General features: G+C 36.5%; 14 protein-coding genes and 1 pseudogene. 7 read left to right on the top strand and 8 right to left on the bottom strand.

Annotated elements, in window-relative coordinates; all coding sequences use genetic code 11:
* Nucleotides 1-229 precede the first annotated feature (229 nt).
* The 4 genes from IGK81_RS05045 (at nt 230) to IGK81_RS05030 (ending at nt 4,982) form a co-directional block, all read left to right on the top strand.
* Nucleotides 230-874, top strand: coding sequence for a DUF624 domain-containing protein (locus IGK81_RS05045; RefSeq protein WP_010737390.1), 645 nt, complete (start codon nt 230-232; stop codon nt 872-874).
* 423 nt (nt 875-1,297) lie between these two features.
* Nucleotides 1,298-3,166, top strand: a complete 1,869-nt coding sequence (locus IGK81_RS05040; protein WP_034700319.1) for a beta-N-acetylhexosaminidase — start codon at nt 1,298-1,300, stop codon at nt 3,164-3,166.
* Between the two features lie 15 nt (nt 3,167-3,181).
* Nucleotides 3,182-3,667, top strand: coding sequence for a hypothetical protein (locus IGK81_RS05035; RefSeq protein WP_034700317.1), 486 nt, complete (start codon nt 3,182-3,184; stop codon nt 3,665-3,667).
* 10 nt (nt 3,668-3,677) lie between these two features.
* On the top strand, nt 3,678-4,982 hold the full coding sequence (locus IGK81_RS05030; protein ID WP_034700315.1) for an alpha-L-fucosidase: 1,305 nt from the start codon (nt 3,678-3,680) through the stop codon (nt 4,980-4,982).
* A 276-nt stretch (nt 4,983-5,258) separates the two neighbouring features.
* On the opposite strand, the gene IGK81_RS05025 is transcribed toward IGK81_RS05030, so the two are convergent.
* On the bottom strand, nt 5,259-7,493 hold the full coding sequence (locus tag IGK81_RS05025) for a helix-turn-helix domain-containing protein (RefSeq protein WP_034700314.1): 2,235 nt from the start codon (nt 7,491-7,493) through the stop codon (nt 5,259-5,261).
* Between the two features lie 465 nt (nt 7,494-7,958).
* On the opposite strand from IGK81_RS05025, the gene IGK81_RS05020 reads away from it, so the two are divergent.
* Complete coding sequence (locus IGK81_RS05020; protein ID WP_010737385.1) at nt 7,959-8,726, top strand: DeoR/GlpR family DNA-binding transcription regulator; 768 nt, start codon at nt 7,959-7,961, stop codon at nt 8,724-8,726.
* A 9-nt stretch (nt 8,727-8,735) separates the two neighbouring features.
* Nucleotides 8,736-8,963: a hypothetical protein gene (locus IGK81_RS05015; protein WP_034700313.1), complete on the top strand. Its 228-nt coding sequence runs from the start codon at nt 8,736-8,738 to the stop codon at nt 8,961-8,963.
* Nucleotides 8,964-9,191: 228 nt separating this feature from the next.
* On the opposite strand, the gene IGK81_RS05010 is transcribed toward IGK81_RS05015, so the two are convergent.
* Nucleotides 9,192-9,758 carry a CPBP family intramembrane glutamic endopeptidase gene (locus IGK81_RS05010; RefSeq protein WP_034700311.1) on the bottom strand — a complete coding sequence of 189 codons (567 nt, stop codon included), beginning with the start codon at nt 9,756-9,758 and terminating at the stop codon, nt 9,192-9,194.
* A gap of 7 nt (nt 9,759-9,765) precedes the next feature.
* Nucleotides 9,766-10,224 carry an LMxysn_1693 family intestinal colonization protein gene (locus tag IGK81_RS05005; RefSeq protein ID WP_034700309.1) on the bottom strand — a complete coding sequence of 153 codons (459 nt, stop codon included), beginning with the start codon at nt 10,222-10,224 and terminating at the stop codon, nt 9,766-9,768.
* Between the two features lie 233 nt (nt 10,225-10,457).
* Between IGK81_RS05005 and IGK81_RS05000 the strand changes: the two are divergent.
* A pseudogene (locus IGK81_RS05000) lies at nt 10,458-10,654 on the top strand (ISL3 family transposase); the annotation flags it as partial.
* Between the two features lie 67 nt (nt 10,655-10,721).
* Here the strand turns inward: IGK81_RS05000 and pflA are convergent.
* The 5 genes from pflA to IGK81_RS04975 form a co-directional block, all read right to left on the bottom strand.
* Nucleotides 10,722-11,489, bottom strand: coding sequence for a pyruvate formate-lyase-activating protein (pflA, locus tag IGK81_RS04995; protein ID WP_010737384.1), 768 nt, complete (start codon nt 11,487-11,489; stop codon nt 10,722-10,724).
* 151 nt (nt 11,490-11,640) lie between these two features.
* The gene (gene pflB, locus IGK81_RS04990; RefSeq protein ID WP_010719453.1) at nt 11,641-13,872 is read right to left on the bottom strand and encodes a formate C-acetyltransferase; all 2,232 of its coding nucleotides are present in this window, start codon (nt 13,870-13,872) and stop codon (nt 11,641-11,643) included.
* Between the two features lie 274 nt (nt 13,873-14,146).
* Nucleotides 14,147-16,597 carry a DNA topoisomerase IV subunit A gene (gene parC, locus IGK81_RS04985; RefSeq protein ID WP_010719454.1) on the bottom strand — a complete coding sequence of 817 codons (2,451 nt, stop codon included), beginning with the start codon at nt 16,595-16,597 and terminating at the stop codon, nt 14,147-14,149.
* Nucleotides 16,598-16,608: 11 nt separating this feature from the next.
* Nucleotides 16,609-18,633 carry a DNA topoisomerase IV subunit B gene (gene parE, locus IGK81_RS04980; protein ID WP_034700307.1) on the bottom strand — a complete coding sequence of 675 codons (2,025 nt, stop codon included), beginning with the start codon at nt 18,631-18,633 and terminating at the stop codon, nt 16,609-16,611.
* 199 nt (nt 18,634-18,832) lie between these two features.
* Nucleotides 18,833-19,267, bottom strand: a complete 435-nt coding sequence (locus IGK81_RS04975; protein WP_034700306.1) for a CoA-binding protein — start codon at nt 19,265-19,267, stop codon at nt 18,833-18,835.
* Nucleotides 19,268-19,305: the final 38 nt, after the last annotated feature.

The raw sequence follows: 19,305 nt of genomic DNA, 5'->3' as shown, positions 1-19,305 counted from the left end.
TTAAATTTACAAAAAAAGCAAGGCAACAGCAATATGTAAAAAGCATAAGCTATGTAAAAACAGCATAAAGCGTAACTTATTTAGAGGATATCTATATCTTATCTCTTAGTCGGAAAGTAACTATGTAAAAGTAGAAAAAGCTATGTAATAATCGCATACTGATAGAAAACATAAATAAACCTTACTATAATAAAAAGAGCTGTATGACTAATACAAGGAGGTTTTAGCTATGAATCAACATAAACGATCACCACATTCTATTTTTGATTTCACCTATTCTTTAGGAAAATTCTTGCTTTTTCTCATCAAGCTCCAAGTATTTTGGTTTTTATCGGTATTAAAAGGTTGTATTCTACTAGGAACTTTTCCCGCAAGTGTTACCGTTCTCAAATTTTTCTATCATTTATTTGAAGAAAAACAAATTCCTCAAGTCTTATATTCAGATTTTCAAACAAGCTTCAATAATCTGTTTATTTCAACAAATCAACTAGGCTATGCTGCTGGCATGTTACTAGGATTTCTATGGATGGATCTGAGAATTGCAGCTGTGTATTTACAAAACCCTTTCATTCATATGGGGATCTTATTATTATTTATCGCAACTGTCATAGTCATTCTTTATTTATTCCCAGTATTTTTACGTTATGATTTGTCATTCACACAATATTTCAAACAAGCATTATTTCTATCTTTGTGTAGCTTGATTGAAACCGTAGCGATTATTCTGGGGATCTTTGTCGTGACGGCTGTCTCTACCTTTTTCCCAATTTTGACAATCGTGGCTTTTGTGCCTTTATTCTGTTTGCCATTAAGTTGGTTCTCTTTGCAATCAATGATTAAAATTGAAGAAAAAAATCGTACGTTAACGCAATAACAAAAAACAAACCTTAAATCAAACAAACAGCTAAAAGCTGTAACAGAACTGCGAGGAGATTTTACAAGGAAACTTCAATAATAGCTCTTTTTTTAACTTACAATCTACAATGCGATTCGTCAGCCCTTTAGGTAAAAGTCAAATGTCTGTTTCACTCCTTATTCATAATTGTCGCCATCAAAGGGAACCTTCTGCCAATCGTTGACTCAAGCCTTTTTTTAATTTTTGCTAAGGCTACTACCTGTTACTTATCCCTTTCGTTTTTTCTTTCATTTATTATTTTCCAGAAGCTGATCGACTATGTATATTCATCAACTTTCACTATGTCAAATAAACAGATTATGTACTTTCAAGCTAGTTATTTTCTTTTTTTACAAGTGCTATATACTGAAAAATGAAAACGATTACTTCGAGGAGGTTATTATGCAAGTTTCAATCGAACTTACAGATGTCATGCGTGATTTTTTTGAAATTGCGACAAACGAATTAGCGTTAACTATTTCAGATAATGGAAAACCACTCCAACTGATTCAGCGCAACGGTTCATTAAAAATTGAAAATAAAGAAAACGAAACGTTTATCTATTTTCAGGAAAAAGCCCATCTTTTTCGAGCGCTGTCACTCTGGTTAGATCGCTGTGAAGAAGAATTTGTTTATGAAGAGTTTCCGCAATTTGAAAAAATTGGGCCCATGGTAGATCTTTCTAGAAATGCTGTGATGACTGTTGATCAGCTGAAACACTTTTTTGTTCTTTGTAGCAAGATGGGATTAAATAGCTGCATGCTTTATATGGAAGATACCTATCAAATCCCTGATTATCCTTATTTTGGTTATTGTCGTGGTGCCTATTCTCTTGAGGAATTAAAGGCCTTGGATGCTTTTGCAGAGACGGTAGGGATCGAGCTGATTCCTTGTATTCAAACGCTAGCTCATTTAACTAATCCGCTAAAATGGGGATTTGCCAATGGCATGAGAGATACAAGTGATATTCTCCTTGTGGAAGAGGAAAAAACATATCAATTTTTAGATCGTGCAATTTCTGTGATCGCAGCCGCTTTTAAAACGTCAAAAATTCATATCGGGATGGACGAAGCTCATGATCTGGGACGTGGTCATTATTTAACCCAGCATGGTTTGATCGATCGCTTTGATATTATGGAAAAGCATCTGAAAAAAGTAATGGAAATCTGCAGGAACTATCAGTTACAGCCCATGATGTGGAGCGATATGTTTTTTAGAATCGGTTCAAAGTCAGGAGACTATTACGATAAAGACGTACATTTTCCAGAAGATTTGATTGCAAAGATTCCTGAAATTAGTATGGTTTATTGGGATTATTACCATCATTCAAAAGAAGAATACCAATTGCATTTTTCAAATCATAAAAAATTGAAACGACCAATCGTTTTTGCGGGCGGTATCTGGACGTGGAATGGTCTTGCACCAAATTATGGAAAATCGTTTGAAACGACCAGTGCTAGTCTTTCTGTCGCAAAAGAGGAAAAAATCAACGAAGTTTATGCTACTTTATGGGGCGATGATAGTGCTGAAACACCGATCATCGCAAGTTTGTTAGGATTACAACAATTCAGCGAGGAACAATTTGCTCCTGAAGTAAGCATGGAACTGATTAAAGAGCGTTTCCGTCTCTTCCACCATCTTGAGGCTGATGATTTTTTACTGCTAGATGCTTTTGATCAGACGAAAGGTGTAGCAAAAAATAACCCTGATGGATCAAATAGTAGTAAGTTGGCACTTTATCAAGATCTATTATACGGTCTTTACGATGTTGATCTGCAAAATTTAGAACTTCCTTCGCATTATAAGGACTTAAGTGAGAAACTATCTAGCGTAACAGCTAATGAGGACACACAAACGATGTTTACTTTTTATCAGAAATTAGCACAAGTCCTTTTTATAAAAACAAATTTGATCGGTCGCTCTTATCGAGCCTACCAATCAAAAAGGAATGACCAGTTACAACTAATCCTTCACGAACTGGAAGTTCTCACCAAAAAGATCAATGAGTTGCAACACCTCCATCGCCAGCTATGGTTTGAATGGAATAAACCCTTTGGCTATGAAATTATCGATCTTCGTTACGGTGCCTTAAAAAGTCGGATAGAAACAACCGTTTGGCGACTGAATAAATTTTTAACAGGAGAAATCAAGCAATTGCCTGAGCTTGAGCAAACGCCTTTACCCTTCGATGCTCCTTTCAAAACAGCAAGCGGTGTCGGGCGAAACTTGTTCCATGGAATTTATAGTGCTAGTAAACTATCAGATATCTAAAGGCAGGGATAAAAAATGAAAAAGAGAACTCTTTTTTTGGTCATTCTGAGTATTTTTTTGTTGGTCACTGCTGCTTCTCAGCTTGTCAGAAACGTGCCTCGTGTCGAAGCAAAACAGACATCTACTAAAATCACTGGGAAAATCAATAATCAAAGAACTGCGAACATCTGCCATCAGCTTTTGCAACAAAATTTAAAGGCTGCAACGGATAAAAATCTAAACGACTATTTAGCAACACTAGTCAAAGATGCACATAAAGCTACCGCAAAAGAAATGCAGCAATTTTTTAAAGACTATGATGTCAGTCATGAACTGCTTTCTTTCGAAGTAATCAAACAAACACCTCAATCGATGTTAGTAGCGGCAGAACAAAAAACAGTGAATCATGGGAAGAAGGCGTATCGAGATCATATCACAACGGCATGTCACACCTTTATTTTGGAAGAGAATGAATGGAAAATCAAAGAAACAACAATGACAAATACAAAATTTTTAAATTAGGAGTGTTCATATGAAAAAATTCAATAATTGGCCCACCGACTATCCTGATCCTAACTGGTTTATCCATGATCGTTTTGGTTTGTTTATCCATTTTGGCTTGTTCAGTGTGGGAGCTAGACACGAATGGTTTATGACCACAGAACAAGTCTCTTTAGAGGAATATTCAAAAAAATATTTTCAGCATTTTAACCCTGATTTGTTTGATGCAGATGCTTGGGCAAAAGAAGCCGCTCGCTGTGGGGTGAAATACATGGTATTCACGACAAAACATCATGAAGGCTTTGCCTTATGGGATACGAAACAAACTGATTACAAAATCACCAATACTGCTTTTGGACGAGATCTTCTGGCAGAGCTACTCCCGGCTTTTCGCAAAGTCGGGATCAAAATCGGGTTATACCACTCACTGATCGATTGGCGCCATGAACATTTCCCACTGGACGGACTGCATCCTGAAAGAGAGAACCAGAAACTGCGAGAAAAAAATTCCAAAAGAGATATCAAGATTTATCAACGCTATCTTCGTGAACAAGTCAAAGAACTACTGACAGAATATGGAAAAATCGATTATTTATGGTTCGATTTTTCTTACAGCCACCGCGATTGGGGTTGGTCAAAAGGAAAAGGGCACATTGATTGGGATAGCGAAGCACTAGAAAAGCTCTGCTTAGAACTGCAACCCCATCTCCTATTGAATGATCGGCTTGATTTAGGCCATGGCATCACTACTCCAGAACAGTTTCAACCTGATAAACCATTAGAGAAAAACGGCATGCCTGTTATCTGGGAAGCCTGTCAGACAATGTATGGCACTTGGGGGTATGACCGTGACAATATGGAATGGAAAAGTAGTGAGATGCTTTTGAAAATGCTGATTGATACCGTTTCAAAAAATGGGAATTTCTTGATGAATATTGGTCCTAATCCACGAGGAATAATTGATACGAAAACGTTGGAACGGCTTCATGCTATCGGGGATTGGATGACCCTTCACAAAGCATCTGTCATTGGTTGTTCATATAGCGCCTTTGAAGCTCCTGACGATTGCCGATATACACAAAATGGAAACAAGCTTTATCTGCATCTCTTTTCTTATCCTTACCGCAACCTTCATCTTAAAGGATTAGCAGGTAAAGTTGAGTTTATTCGTCTGCTCAATGATGGCTCGGAAATTTTTTATCGAGGATTTGATCCGGACGAAGTGATTACTTCTACAGAAGCAGTCATTGCTCCAGAAGATCTTGTCATCACCTTGCCAATCATCAAGCCTGATGTGCTGATCCCAGTAATTGAAATTACCTTGAAAGACGATTAAAGAGCAAATATAAAGCAGATGATACTTCCTTCGTCGATTCACAAAAAATACTGGCATCGAAAGCTTGTAAAAACATACTTTTAGTGAGAAATATCGTAAAACATTTGAATAACTACCCAAGTTGTATGCTGAAAAAGCAACAATTTGGGTAGTTATTTCAGTCTTTTACAATTATTTGCTCTTGTTTTTTTGTAAGAAGTTCAAAACTGGAAATAAAATGACTTCTTCGTCCTGCTCCAGTTCGATATCCCCCCTTAATTTACTCCTATTTATTGCTTATAAAGTTCCTTCTCTATTCATTGTTCGGTATTGACCTGGAGTCACACCAACGTTCGTCCTGAATTTTCTCGTATAATTTGAAACATCATAATATCCATTCTTTTGAATAATCGTTTTTATTGGTAAATCAGTTTCTATTAATTCTTGCTTGATTTTTTCTAGCCGCAATTCTTGCAGATATTTTGAAAAAGTAGTACCTGTTTCTTTTTTGATAAAACGGCTAAGATACGAAACTGAAAGTTGAAATTCATCTGCCAACTTTTCCATAGATAATTGGGAAGAAGCATAGTTTTTGTGAAGATATTCGAACAATTCTTTTTTCAGCACAGACTCTTGATTTTGTGGCTTAACTTGCATAACCTCACAGATCATTTTTGCGAGCATTAATAGTTGTTGCTTCAATTCGAGTAAATTACTAAACTTGGCACTTCTTTCTGCTTTTTTCAAAATTGTTTTATTTTGCAAATTACTACTTACTTTAGCAACTGCATTTAATAGATAAAAACCATACATTTTTTGTCCACTATAAGAAAAATGTTCTTTAATCCCCCGCTCAATCAACGATTCTATCGTCTCCGCAGCGATCGTTAAGTCTCCTTGACGCAGACTTTGAATCAATTTCAGTTTTTCTCCATCTGGGTAATTAATGCTGGTTGAAGACTCTTCACCTGGAATTTCATTATAGAAAACAAAGTTATTTTCTACTGTTGAATAGTCTAATGCGGCCAAACCTTCAATATAAGAAGCATTAATCTTCGTAAGGTTTTCAGTACTATTTCCTACTCCTATCCTAAAAGTACCGTAACACGCTTTTTTTAGTTGCTGAATCATCTCTATTACAACTTTCTTGTGACTAGTGTTTTCATAGGTACTAAAGATATAGGCGGTCACTCCTGCAGATAGGATCTCTGTACCATATCCCGAAAAGTTCTTTCCACTTACTTTCAGCGGTAACTCATTAGCTGTGTCGTCAATGCTCTGGATAGGATAATCAACTACGACGACAAAATAGCAAGTACCGGTAAAATGCACTTGGACAGAGTTCAGTAGAATTAATGAATCTTCTGGAGACTTAAATTTCCCTCCTAAAATTTTTCTAAGGACCTGTTCTCTCGCATGGGGAGTCTGTCGTTTAATTTCTTTATGTAGCTCTTCATGTTCGTTCAAAAATTGCGCCAACGTTTCATAGACATTCCCGTTGGAAATAGCTACACCGATTTTATTTCGATAATATTGATCAATCAATTTTTCAATGTTGCGGATCGGCTGTGAAAAACGAGTACCTATAATCACTACAAGCACTAGACCAAACACAAATATCACAAAAAAAAGTTTTAAAAACTTTTGGTGGATGGTATTGATCTTTGTCAAAGCTTGTGATGGATCCATTACAGAAACAAATGACATATTCAAATCCCTGCTATTCAAAGACTGGACAAGATAGTTTCGATGGTTGTAGTAAAAATTATCCTGTTGCAAGATCATTTGAATTTGCTTCGGCTGATGCAAATACGCCGTTAGTTTGTTATTACTGGTATCTGCTGCTAGAATACGATACGAGTCATCAATCAGATAGTTGGTACTGATACCATCACTATTGGAAAGATTCAACAGCTTATTCAAAATCGAAAGATTGATTGAATAGATTGCTACGCCATAAAAATGCATTTCTGCATCTTTAATTGGAACAATGTAAAAAAGTTGTGTGGAATTGGGTTCTTTTTTCAGGGTTAGTCCAGTTGGAATATCGTTATCAAGATGTGAAAGCAGCTCTTTTTTATCAAGCGAATGATTATTGATTTTTCGTTGCAAAAAATTGTCCACTGTCAAGCTACCGGCAGATGAAAACAATGTATTTGGGTTTTCTTTGTAGTAAAGATAAATTTCCTCAACAAAATCATTACTTAGCTTATATTGTTGCAAGCTAAGTTGTCCTTCACGAGCATAATAACTATGGGAAAGCCTTCCAGGTGAAAGATTGGTGTTATAAGGAATATGTTGAGTGATATTATCCAATTGCAAAAACTTATTTTCAGATGAGTACTTCAATTGGAGTAACTGGTTCTTGGCTGTCAAAACAACTTGCTGATTAATGCTTTCTTTAGCCGTATGAAACCAAATTAACGATACCATAAAAAATGGCACTAGAAAGACAAAAAGATAAGATAAAATCGACTTAGAAAGCTGTCTGTGCTGTTTATTTTTCCCGTTAGTAGCAACTTCTCGTACCATATGTCCCTCCTTGATTCTTTAGCTAATCCTGTCGTGGTATCTAGGGCTTTAGTTATAAATAGCAACTTTTCATTTCTATAATTACTCCTCACAATTCCATCCGCACTGGTCAATGAATAGATATCTACAGGCTGCTGATCCCGATGAAGATACCTAAAAAAGCTGATCCATTAACTTCATAGAACCATTTTCTTTATCCTGACAACCCAGCTTTTTGCCGACACATTTTATTTACATATATCACAAATCTAATTTTTATCTGTTATTCTTCCATCGTTTCCTTTTATTCCAACGTATGTATGCCTCGATTATAAAGCGCTTTCTAAGCAAAGGAAATCCTTGCTTAAAATTTTGATCATTGTTCAAAAATTAGCAAGATTTTTGTTCAACTCATTCATTTTTATTCAAAAGCATTTTATTCGCAAAAAGAAAGCGCTATAATAAAAGAAAAACTTGGAGAAAAAAATGGAGACTAGACGTACAAGCGATCTTTTAAGCTATTTGGTAAAAAAGAAACAAGCAACTTCCAAAGAACTTTGTACTCACCTTCACTGTAGTATAAGTACACTTCGCAGAGAATTACTTGAGCTAGAAAAACGAAAATTGATCCGCAGAACTTGGGGCGGGGCGATCTTGAACGAAACGACAAACATGGAATATACTTATCTTCAAAGAGAAGCCAGTAATATCCCGGAAAAAAAGATCATCAGTGAATTAGCACGAGATTTTATTGCACCAGGTATGTGTATTTTTTTAGATTCCAGCAGTACGGTTCTACACCTTATTCCACTACTTGTTAAGATACCTAACTTAATTATCATTACCAATGGTTTGCGTACAGCTTTAAAGTTAAGTGAATGTCAGAACGAATCTTTAAAAATTTATTTGACTGGCGGTGAAGTCAAACTTAATGCTAGTACAGTTATTTCAAATACACTTGATCCCATTACCAGTTCCTTTCGTTTCAATGCTGCCTTTTTATCTTGTCGGGGGCTCGACCATGAAGGGATTTATGAAGCAAACTTCAATCAAGCACAAATAAAAAAAGAAATGATGAATAAAGCACAAGAGATTGTTTTATTGGCTGACGAAACGAAATTTGACTCTACTCATTTTTTCAAGATAGGTGATTATTATGATTATGATGCGATTGTTACCAATAAAAAACCGCCTAAGATTTATCATAGAATCATTGAAAAAAATGACATTCACTTGGTGTATCCCACTGAATGAGAAATATAAATGGACAAAAAACGATTGGAGCATCCAATATTTCTTATTGTCCAACTTGTTGATAGAACTTTTGCAACCAGCCAAACAAACGCCCTTGTTACTCACCCTTTTTCTTCTCAAAAAGCAGGTGACTCAAACAGCACTTATTTGCTTCATCAAAAGAAACAGCACACCTACATCAAACTATTATGGATTAACCTCAATTCACAGATCATCGAACAAGACAATCCGCTATAAAAAGTGTTTTGGTATCACTAAAAAATGAACATACAGTATTGAGGCCATTGCTTAATTGGCTCTATCATTTATGTGACTGGAGGATTCTTCAGTCACATTTTCGTGCGCTTTGTGCGAAACAAAAAATCTGAGACAGAATGAGATTCATTCTGACCCAGATTTGATTTTACACAGCTACTCAGTTCTTATTGATAAAGAGTCGCATTTGCTAAACATTTTTTGTAATAATTAAGTTAAAAATAAATAAACCAATATAGCAAAACAATTATATAAACTATGCGTTATTATAGAATACCAAATGTTTTGTGTTTTTATATAGACAAATCCTAAAAGAATTCCACTTAAGAAAATCACTAAACCGAATCCATGAACAAGTGCAAATAAAAAAGCAGAAATTAGCATTATTATATACTGACTTTTTTTATTAGTTTGAAGGTTAATCATACAGAAGCGAAAAACTATTTCTTCTAAAATTACGCCATAAGTAATTGCGCTAAAAAAGAAGAAAGAGAGTGAATTTTTTAAATCACTCGGGCTTAAACTTTTTGAAATTGGTGTATTAATCAAATTAATAATAAATAGTATGAGAAATGAAGAAATAACAACTCTTAAGAGTTTTGTTATACTGATTTTTTTCAATTCTTGGATTAAAGTAGAATAAACTAAAACGACTGACAAAATGAAAAAGAAGATACTACTATGCTCAAATAAAAAATAAATATTCGAGGGTACACCAAGCGAAGGAATAATAAAAGTTAGGAGTAAGTACGTACTACAAAATAACCATTTAACCATTCAATCACTATCCAATAGGAATATAATCAATATACTGTGTGTTTGCTGTTGTAGTTTCTGTACGAACATAACGATTATCAACTTTCCTATAAACTTTATAGGTTACGGTTATTGTTGCATTTTGACGATATTTTTTAAATTTTCCACTTGCAGAAGTAGTTCTATTTAATTCGATTTTCATTCCAAAAATATTAGCACTAATGGATAATTTTGTACCACGCGTATGAGTTTCTACACCTAAATAAGTTCGAGTTCCTTTCTTGATTGACCAGTTTTGAGGTTTTGACCAAGTTCTCGTTTGAATAGTAGATTCATCTAATACGTAATAATAGTCATCATCAGAATAAGCAGCTATATTAGAAATATTATGCTCACTAGCTAATACTCCAACGCTAGGCATAATGGCAGAACCTAAAGCCAAAATGGACGTTGATAATAACATTGTTTTAAATAAATGCTTTTTCATGGTGTTCTCTCCCAGTAACAATAGATCAAGAAAACGTTTTCTGTGTTTTTAGAATAATAGAAAAATTTAAGGTTGTCAATATTTATTATATATAAATTTTGTTATTTAATTTTACGATAAAACCAATCAAAAATAGGATAAACCACCCATATATTAGTTAACTATTTGTAATTTTAACTAATTTACCTCAAAGAATCCTGTAAAAGCTTGTTCATACGTGATGTCTCTTTTTTCTTTTTTGTTCATTGTTAAAAGAAATTCCAGAAACGCAAGATGAAAGCTTTCGAGTGAAGCTTCAAACCTTCTGTACTATGAAGATGGGAACACCAATGCGCTGATTTATCCGTACTCTAATGGGAAAATAGAAGCGAAGAATCCTCATGAAAAGACAACCAAACGAGTAACTTACAGATTTAAATCAATTAATTAAAGTAAATGAAAAAAATCTGAGACAGAATATGATTCATTCTGACCCAGATTTGATTTTACACAGCTACTCAGTTCTTATTGCTGAGATATCCTCGATAGTCTTCTGTGTGAAGTAGTCGTTTGGCATTCTCGACTCTTTCTTTTGTTGGCGGTTCAATACCTTCTAGTGGGTAATCTAAGCCAAGTGTTTCCCACTTATATTTCCCCATCGTATGGTAAGGTAGAATCTCTACTTTTGCCACATTGTTCAATGTCTTGATAAAGTCATCTAGCCGAATCAAGTATTCATCATAGTCACTGCGTTCAGGAACTAATACGTGTCTGATCCACACTGGCTTATTGATCTCAGAAAGATATTGCGCCATCTCCAGAATATTTTCATTATCCCAACGTGTTAACTTTTTATGCTCTTCGTTGTCGATGTGTTTGATATCAAACAGTAACAATTCAGTATACTTCATCAATTCTTGAAAACGAGAAAAGAATGGTTCGTCACGCGTGAAAGGCTTCCCACAAGTATCTAGCGTAGTATGCATACCACGCTCTTTCGCTTTCTTGAACAGTTCGATCAAAAAATCGATCTGTAATAAAGGTTCGCCTCCACTAACAGTGATACCGCCTTCTGAACCCCAATAGGAACGATAGCGCTCTGCTTGGTCTAATAGTTCATCCGCCGTATATTCTTTTCCTCCGCCTATATTCCATGTATCAGGATTATGACAAAATTCACAACGCATGCGACAACCTTGCATAAAAACGACGAATCTAACGCCTGGTCCATCTACAGAACCAAACGTTTCGATCGAATGAACATAGCCAATTGTTTTTTCTTCCATAAGGATCACTTCTTTTCTTTGATTTCATTTTATTTCAAAAGACACTTGAATCAACCGATTGCTAGGAAAAGACGAGGGCAAAGACCTCCGCCTTGCCCTCAACCTTTTTCAATCGTTCTTTTTAATGATAGATCGTATTATTTATTCCGCTTTACATTCTATCGTGTGATGTTCTCATCAATACGTCTAATTGTTGTTCTCTCGTTAGATCACGGAATTTAACAGCATAACCTGAGACACGGATCGTCAAATTAGGGTATTTCATTGGATTTTCCATAGCGTCACGTAATAGATCATTACTAAATACATTGACGTTCAAATGGTACGCTCCCTTAGAGAAGTAACCATCTAATACATTACGCAAGTTGCCGATACGTGTTTCTTCATCTTTTCCAAGACCGGAAGGATTGATCGTTTGCGTATTAGAGATCCCGTCACGTGCATAACCATAATTGATTTTAGCAGTTGAGTTAAGACTTGCCAACAATCCATTTTGTTCTGCATTGTAACTTGGGTTTGCCCCAGGAGCAAGAGGTTTACCTGCTTCACGTCCATCAGGTGTGTTACCAGTGTTTTTACCATAAACCACGTTTGATGTGATTGTTAATAATGACGTTGTTGGTGTGGAGTTACGGTAAGTTTTATGACGTTTGATTTGTGTCATAAAGTATTCTAAGATCCATTCTGCTAACTCATCTGCTGCATCATCGTCATTTCCGTATTTAGGGAAGTCGCCAGTTACTTCGAAATCAACAGCAATTCCTTTTTCGTTACGGATTGGTTTCACATCTGCATATTTGATTGCTGACAAGCTATCCGCTGCATGAGAGATTCCAGCAATCCCTGTTGCAAATGTACGTTTCAAATCTGAATCCATCAATGCCAGTTGAGCTGCTTCATAAGAATATTTATCATGCATATAATGGATGATGTTTAATGTATTCACATATAACTCAGCTAACCAGTCCATCACATTCATAAATTTGTGTTTTACTTCTTCAAAGTCTAATACATCAGCTGTGATTGGACGGTACTCAGGAGCAACTTGGGCACCAGTTACTTCATCAACCCCACCGTTGATTGCGTATAATAATGCTTTTGCTAAGTTCGCACGAGCACCGAAGAACTGCATGTCTTTTCCAACAACTGTTCCAGATACACAACATGCAATAGCACAATCATCTGAACCCCATTGTTCACGAAGAAGATTGTCATTTTCAAATTGGATAGATGAGCTTTCGATTGCAATTTTACTTGCATAAGTTCTGAAGCCTTCTGGTAAATGTTCTGAATATAAAACTGTTAAGTTTGGTTCAGGAGAAGGACCCATGTTAGTCAATGTGTGCAATAGACGGAAATCATTCTTAGTTACTAATGAGCGTCCATCTAAGCCCATTCCAGCGATTGAAAGAGTCGCCCAGATTGGGAATCCTGAGAATAATTGATTGTATTCTGGTGTACGGGCAAATTTCACCATACGCAATTTCATGACTAAGTGATCGATCAATTCTTGTGCTTCTTGTTCGGTGATCACGCCATTATCTAAGTCACGTTGGATATAGATATCTAGGAAAGCAGAGATACGTCCGATTGACATTGCTGCACCATTTTGTGATTTGATTGCTGCTAAATAACCGAAGTATAACCATTGTACTGCTTCTTTTGCATTAGCAGCTGGTTTAGAGATATCATAGCCATATTTTGCAGCCATTTCTTTCATTTGTGCTAAAGCACGATATTGTTCTGTGATTTCTTCACGAAGACGAATGACTTCTTCATCCATTGTATGGAAACCTGTCATATCATGGTCTTTTTTCTTTTGTTCCATCAAATAGTCAATACCATACAATGCGATACGACGGTAGTCGCCGATGATTCGTCCACGTCCATAAGCATCTGGAAGGCCTGTAATGATTTTGTTTTTACGTGCTGCACGCATTTCAGCTGTGTAGGCATCAAATACACCTTGGTTATGTGTTTTACGCCAATCGCTAAAGATATGTGTCAACTCATCATTAGGTGTGTAACCATTACTTGTTAATGCATTGTTAGCCATATTGATACCACCAAATGGCATAAATGCTTGTTTCAATGGTTTATCTGTTTGTAAACCAACGATTTTTTCAAGATCTTTGTCTAAATAACCTGCATCATGTGAGGTAATCGTTGAAACGATTTCTGTGTCCATGTCATAAACGCCATTGCGTTCAAATTGAATATCATTTAGTTTTTGTAATTCTGCCCAAAGCTTTTCTGTTGCTTCAGTTGGTTTTTCTAAAAAGCTGTCGTCTCCACGGTATTCAGTGTAGTTATTTTGGATGAAGTCTCTTGTATCTACGCCTTCTTTCCATTTCGTTCCTTTAAATCCATTCCATTGCTCCATTGTATGGACCTCCCGTTATCTGTTTTATGTAACAGTTTTTACGTGATTAGTATAACACAGACGAGCATCTTTGCAAGGGTTTTCTTGTTTTTTATTTAACAAAAGATGGCGTTTTTATTCACTTATAACAACAAACGCTAATATACCAAGCTTTAGCAATTGTGAACACTTTCATATTTTTTTATCTTAATATTTATAATTTTTTAATAATCAGAAAAAAGAAGGTAGTTCTGTATTAAAACAGATCTACCTTCTTTCAAAAAAACTATAACAGTTAATCGGTAATGGCTACTTCAGGTGGCTCAATGACTTTGATCACTTCGCCGCCTTTTTTCTCGTCAACTGCAAATGAGCCATTAGACGTTCGATCGCCAATCGGATAATCCGTTGGGTCAATCATTAGCTCTTGACCTTTTTGATTGATGATCATTATTTCTTTGGCGTTTCCTTCAGACATATGAATAACTCGATGTGGATTTTTCTTTAGTTCACGTAGAACCGTAACACCACGTTTTGCTCGAGAGGTTTGACTAATTTCTTGCGCAAGCATCCGTTTTACCGCACCACGTTGAGTGACGATGATGATTGGCGTATCTCCTTCTGTCAAAACGAGTAACCCGTTAACGACAGTATCTTCGTCTTTGAGGTTGATTGAACGAACGCCAGCAGCTTTTGCTCCTACCACAGGTACTTCTTCTAATGGATATCGTAACCCCATCCCTTGGTAGGTGACTAAAAAGAGATCTAAATCCGTTTGACCTTCTACCAAGTAAGACGCAACTAATTCATCATCGTCGCTTTTGAGTTTCATGCCACTTAGCGGACGACTCTTATAAGTACGCCATGGTTCAAATTCAGTCATTCGAGTTTGTTTCACCCAGCCATTTTTACTGATGAAGACCAATGTTTTTTCTGCTTCGATTTTTTTGTATGGAAAAACGGCTAGAATCGATTCATCAACCGAAAGATTGACAATCGTTTGTGAAATATGTTCTCCAGCATCTTTCCATTTTAAATCTGGCAATTCATGGACAGGACGATAAATGACATTTGCCTTATTGGTGATCAACAACACATGATCCAAGGTATTTAGTTCACCAGAATACAAGAGATAGTCCCCTTCTCTCATGCCGATTTCCTCTGGTTTAGAAGCACTATATGAACGTAGACTAGTCCGTTTCACATAACCTTCCTTCGTTACGCTGACAATCACATCTTCTTGTGCTACTAACACTTTTGTATCAATTTTGATTTCTTCGATTTCGTCTTCAATTGTCGTTAAACGTGCATTAGCATACTTTTTCTTGACCTCACGAAGTTCTTTCTTCATGACTGAGAATAATTCTTTATCATTAGATAGAATTTTGTTTAATTCAGTGATTTGTGCTATTAAGCTTTCTGATTCTTTACGTAATTCCGTAATATCCGTATTTGTTAGACGATATAGTTGCAACGTCACGATTGCTTCAGCTTGTTCTTCCGTAAACTGAAAAACTTCGACTAAATTTTGCTTCGCGTTTTTCTTATCTTTACTTTCTCGAATCGTGGCAATGACTTCATCTAAGATCGACAAAGCTTTCATTAAACCTTCTACGATATGCTGGCGCTTTTGTGCTTTTTCTAAATCAAATTGACTTCGTTTCGTGATTACTTGTTTTCGATGATCAATATAACTACTTAAAATATCTTTTAACCCCACTTGATGCGGTGTCATGTGATCAATAGCTACCATATTGAAGTTGTAATTGATTTGTAGTTCAGTATTTTTAAACAGGTAATTGAGGATACCTTGTGCGTTAGCATCTTTTTTCAATTCAACCACGATCTGTAATCCAGTGCGGTCACTTTCATCTCTAACTTCAGCAATGCCATCGATTTTTTTATTTAAACGGATTTCATCCATTTTCTTCACTAATGTGGCTTTATTTACTTCATAAGGGATCTCGGAAATCACGATTTGCTGCTTGTTCCCTTTAATCGCTTCAATTTTAGTCTTTGATCGTAGAATGACTTTTCCACGTCCAGTTTCATAAGCTTTTTTGATTTCTGCTTTTCCTTGCAAGATTCCCCCAGTAGGAAAATCAGGACCAGGGATATAATCCATTAGTTTCTCTAAACTCGCTTGGGGATGATCAATGAGGTAAATCGTACCATCAATGACTTCTGCTAAGTTATGGGTAGGGATCTCCGTAGCATAACCAGCGGAAATTCCCGTTGAACCATTGACTAATAGGTTTGGATATCTCGCTGGCAACACAGTTGGTTCTTTTTCAGTATCATCAAAGTTCCATACAAGATCAACCGTATTTTTTTCAATATCTGCCAACATTTCACCACTTAATTGGGAGAGCCGTGCTTCTGTATAACGCATAGCAGCTGGTGGGTCACCATCCATACTACCGTTATTTCCGTGCATCTCTATAAGTACTTCTCTTAGCTTCCAATCCTGACTCATCCGAACCATGGCTTCATAAATACTACTGTCCCCATGAGGATGATAATTCCCCATGATATTTCCGACAGATTTGGCAGATTTACGGAATCCTTTATCAAAAGTATTGCCATCTTTATTCATCGCAAATAAAATTCGTCTTTGAACGGGTTTCAATCCATCTCGGATGTCTGGCAATGCTCTTTCTTGAATAATATATTTTGAGTAACGTCCAAAGCGGTCACCCATCACTTCTTCTAGGGTTAGTTCTTGGACTTCTTGACGTTCTTCCATTAGGTGACCTCCTATTCTTCTACTAATTCAGATTGTTTCTCTTCATCGAACAATTCATTGGACGTAGCTGTATTTTCAATATCTTCTTTTTTATCTAAGATACTACCATCTTCTTCTAACGTGAATTGCACATGATTTTCGATCCATTTTCGGCGAGGTTCAACTTTGTCCCCCATTAATGTCGTCACGCGACGTTCCGCTTGAGCAGCATCATCTATCCTCACGCGAATCAACGTTCGAGAGGCTGGGTCCATGGTAGTTTCCCACAATTGTTCTGCATTCATTTCTCCAAGACCTTTATAGCGTTGCAACATATAGCCTTTACCAATTTTTTTGATGGTCGCTGCTAATTCATCATCTGTCCAAGCATATTCGACCACTTGTTTTTTTCCTTGACCTTTAGAAACCTTATAAAGCGGTGGTAATGCGATATACACTTTTCCTGCTTCAATCAATGGTTTCATGTAACGATAAAAGAACGTCAGTAATAGCACTTGAATATGTGCACCATCGGTATCCGCATCGGTCATGATAATAATTTTGTCATAATTGCAATCTTCAATTGAAAACTCAGGTCCAACACCTGAACCGATCGTATAGATCATCGTATTGATTTCTTCGTTTTTCAAGATGTCTTGCATTTTTGCTTTTTCAGTGTTGATCACTTTCCCACGAAGAGGCAAGATGGCTTGGAATTTACGGTCTCTTCCTTGTTTTGCTGAACCACCAGCAGAGTCTCCCTCCACGAGGTATAACTCATTCTTCTTCGGATTTCGCGATTGGGCAGGTGTCAGTTTCCCTGAAAGTAATGATTCGCCTTTTTTACGTTTTTTCCCATTACGGCTTTCTTCTCGGGCTTTTCGAGCAGCTTCACGAGCTTCTCGGGCTTTGATTGCTTTTCGCACCAGCATTTGGCTCATTTCACTGTTTTCCTGTAAATAAAAGCCCATTTGTTCTCCAATGACATTATCTACTACTGTGCGGGCAATTGGTGTGCCCAATTTTTCTTTTGTTTGTCCTTCAAATTGTAAGAGATTCTCAGGTACCCGAATGGAGAGGACGGCTGCTAAACCTTCTCTAAAATCACTACCTTCGAGATTCTTATCTCGTTCCTTCAGTAAGCCCACTTTTCGAGCATATTCATTATAGGCCTTTGTCATTGCTGACTTCATACCGACTTCATGGGTGCCTCCATCTTTCGTTCGGACATTATTCACAAATGACAACACGTTTTCTGAATATCCATCATTATATTGGTAAGCAACTTCGACTTCGATACCGTCTTTTTCACCAGAAAAATAAACAACTGGTGTCAACGTATCTTTTTCTTCGTTTAGGTAATCAACAAATTCTTTGATCCCTTCTTCGTAGTGAAAAACTTCCTTAATTGGTTCTTCACCACGCAGATCAGAAAGTGTGATTTTTACTCCTCTTAAAAGAAAAGCTGATTCTCGCAAACGTTCAGATAAAATATCATAAGAAAATTTAGTAGTGGAAAAGATCGTGTCATCTGGTAAGAAATGAACTGTCGTTCCATTGGATTTCTTGGTTTTCCCGATTTTTTTCAGTGTACCATCAGGCTTACCACCATTGCTGAATTTTTGTTGGTATTCAATCCCATCACGGACGATTGTAACAACCAACCATTTTGATAAAGCATTGACCACACTTGCTCCGACACCGTGTAGTCCCCCTGAGGTCTTGTATCCTCCTTGACCGAACTTTCCGCCGGCATGTAGTACAGTAAAAATCACTTCAACTGTGGGGATACCAGAAGCATGCATCCCAACTGGCATACCACGACCGCTATCTGTCACAGTGATACTATTGTCTTCATGAATGGTTACATCAATTTCATTTCCATATCCAGATAAAGCTTCATCAACCGCATTGTCAACGATCTCATAGACTAAATGATGTAAGCCCCGGCTATCCGTTGACCCGATATACATTCCTGGTCGTTTTCTAACTGCCTCTAATCCTTCAAGAACCTGGATCGATGCATCATTATATTCGTTCTTTACTTTTTTTGCCAAGGCAAACGCTCCTTCAATAATACTTTACGGTTAAAACCGCATCACGATAATCATACTAGAAATACGCATGAAAAAAAAGAGGTTAGGAAAGAATTAAAACTTAATTACTAACTAACCTTTGAGAATACCATCTTTTTTATTCTATTGTTCGCTTTTGTCTTGTCGATTAAATATTTCACGTTATTTAAAATGCAAACATTTAGTTATCTTTTTCGTTCATATTGTTCCACTCGATTTTTATACAACGATCCATGATGATGCCTTTGCGATTTGCTGATTGAAGCTTGTTTGCTGCTTCTTCATTTGCGATACCTAATTGCGCCCAAAATACTTTTGCTTGAGTCTGTAAAAAGTCAGCAGCTACCTCTGGCAAAAATTCACTACGCCGAAAAATATCCACGATATCGATCGGTTCTTGGATTTCCTGTAGCGACGCATAGACCTTTTCGCCTAAAATGATCTCTCCTGCTAATAATGGGTTCACCGGAATGATACGATATCCCCGTTCTTGCAGAAATCGAGCAATTTGGTAACTTGTTCGTTCTTCCTTATTACTCAAACCAACAATTGCAATCGTTTTTGCTGTTTTTAAATAATCGAAGATTTTTTCTTGTGTTGGATTTTCAAATGACATAAATAATACTCCCTTTCGTTCACTCTTTCAAGTATTTC

This window comes from Enterococcus sp. DIV0703 (assembly GCF_051711065.1).
Lineage (GTDB): Bacteria > Bacillota > Bacilli > Lactobacillales > Enterococcaceae > Enterococcus_B > Enterococcus_B hirae.
This window is presented reverse-complemented; position numbering and strand designations above follow the sequence as displayed.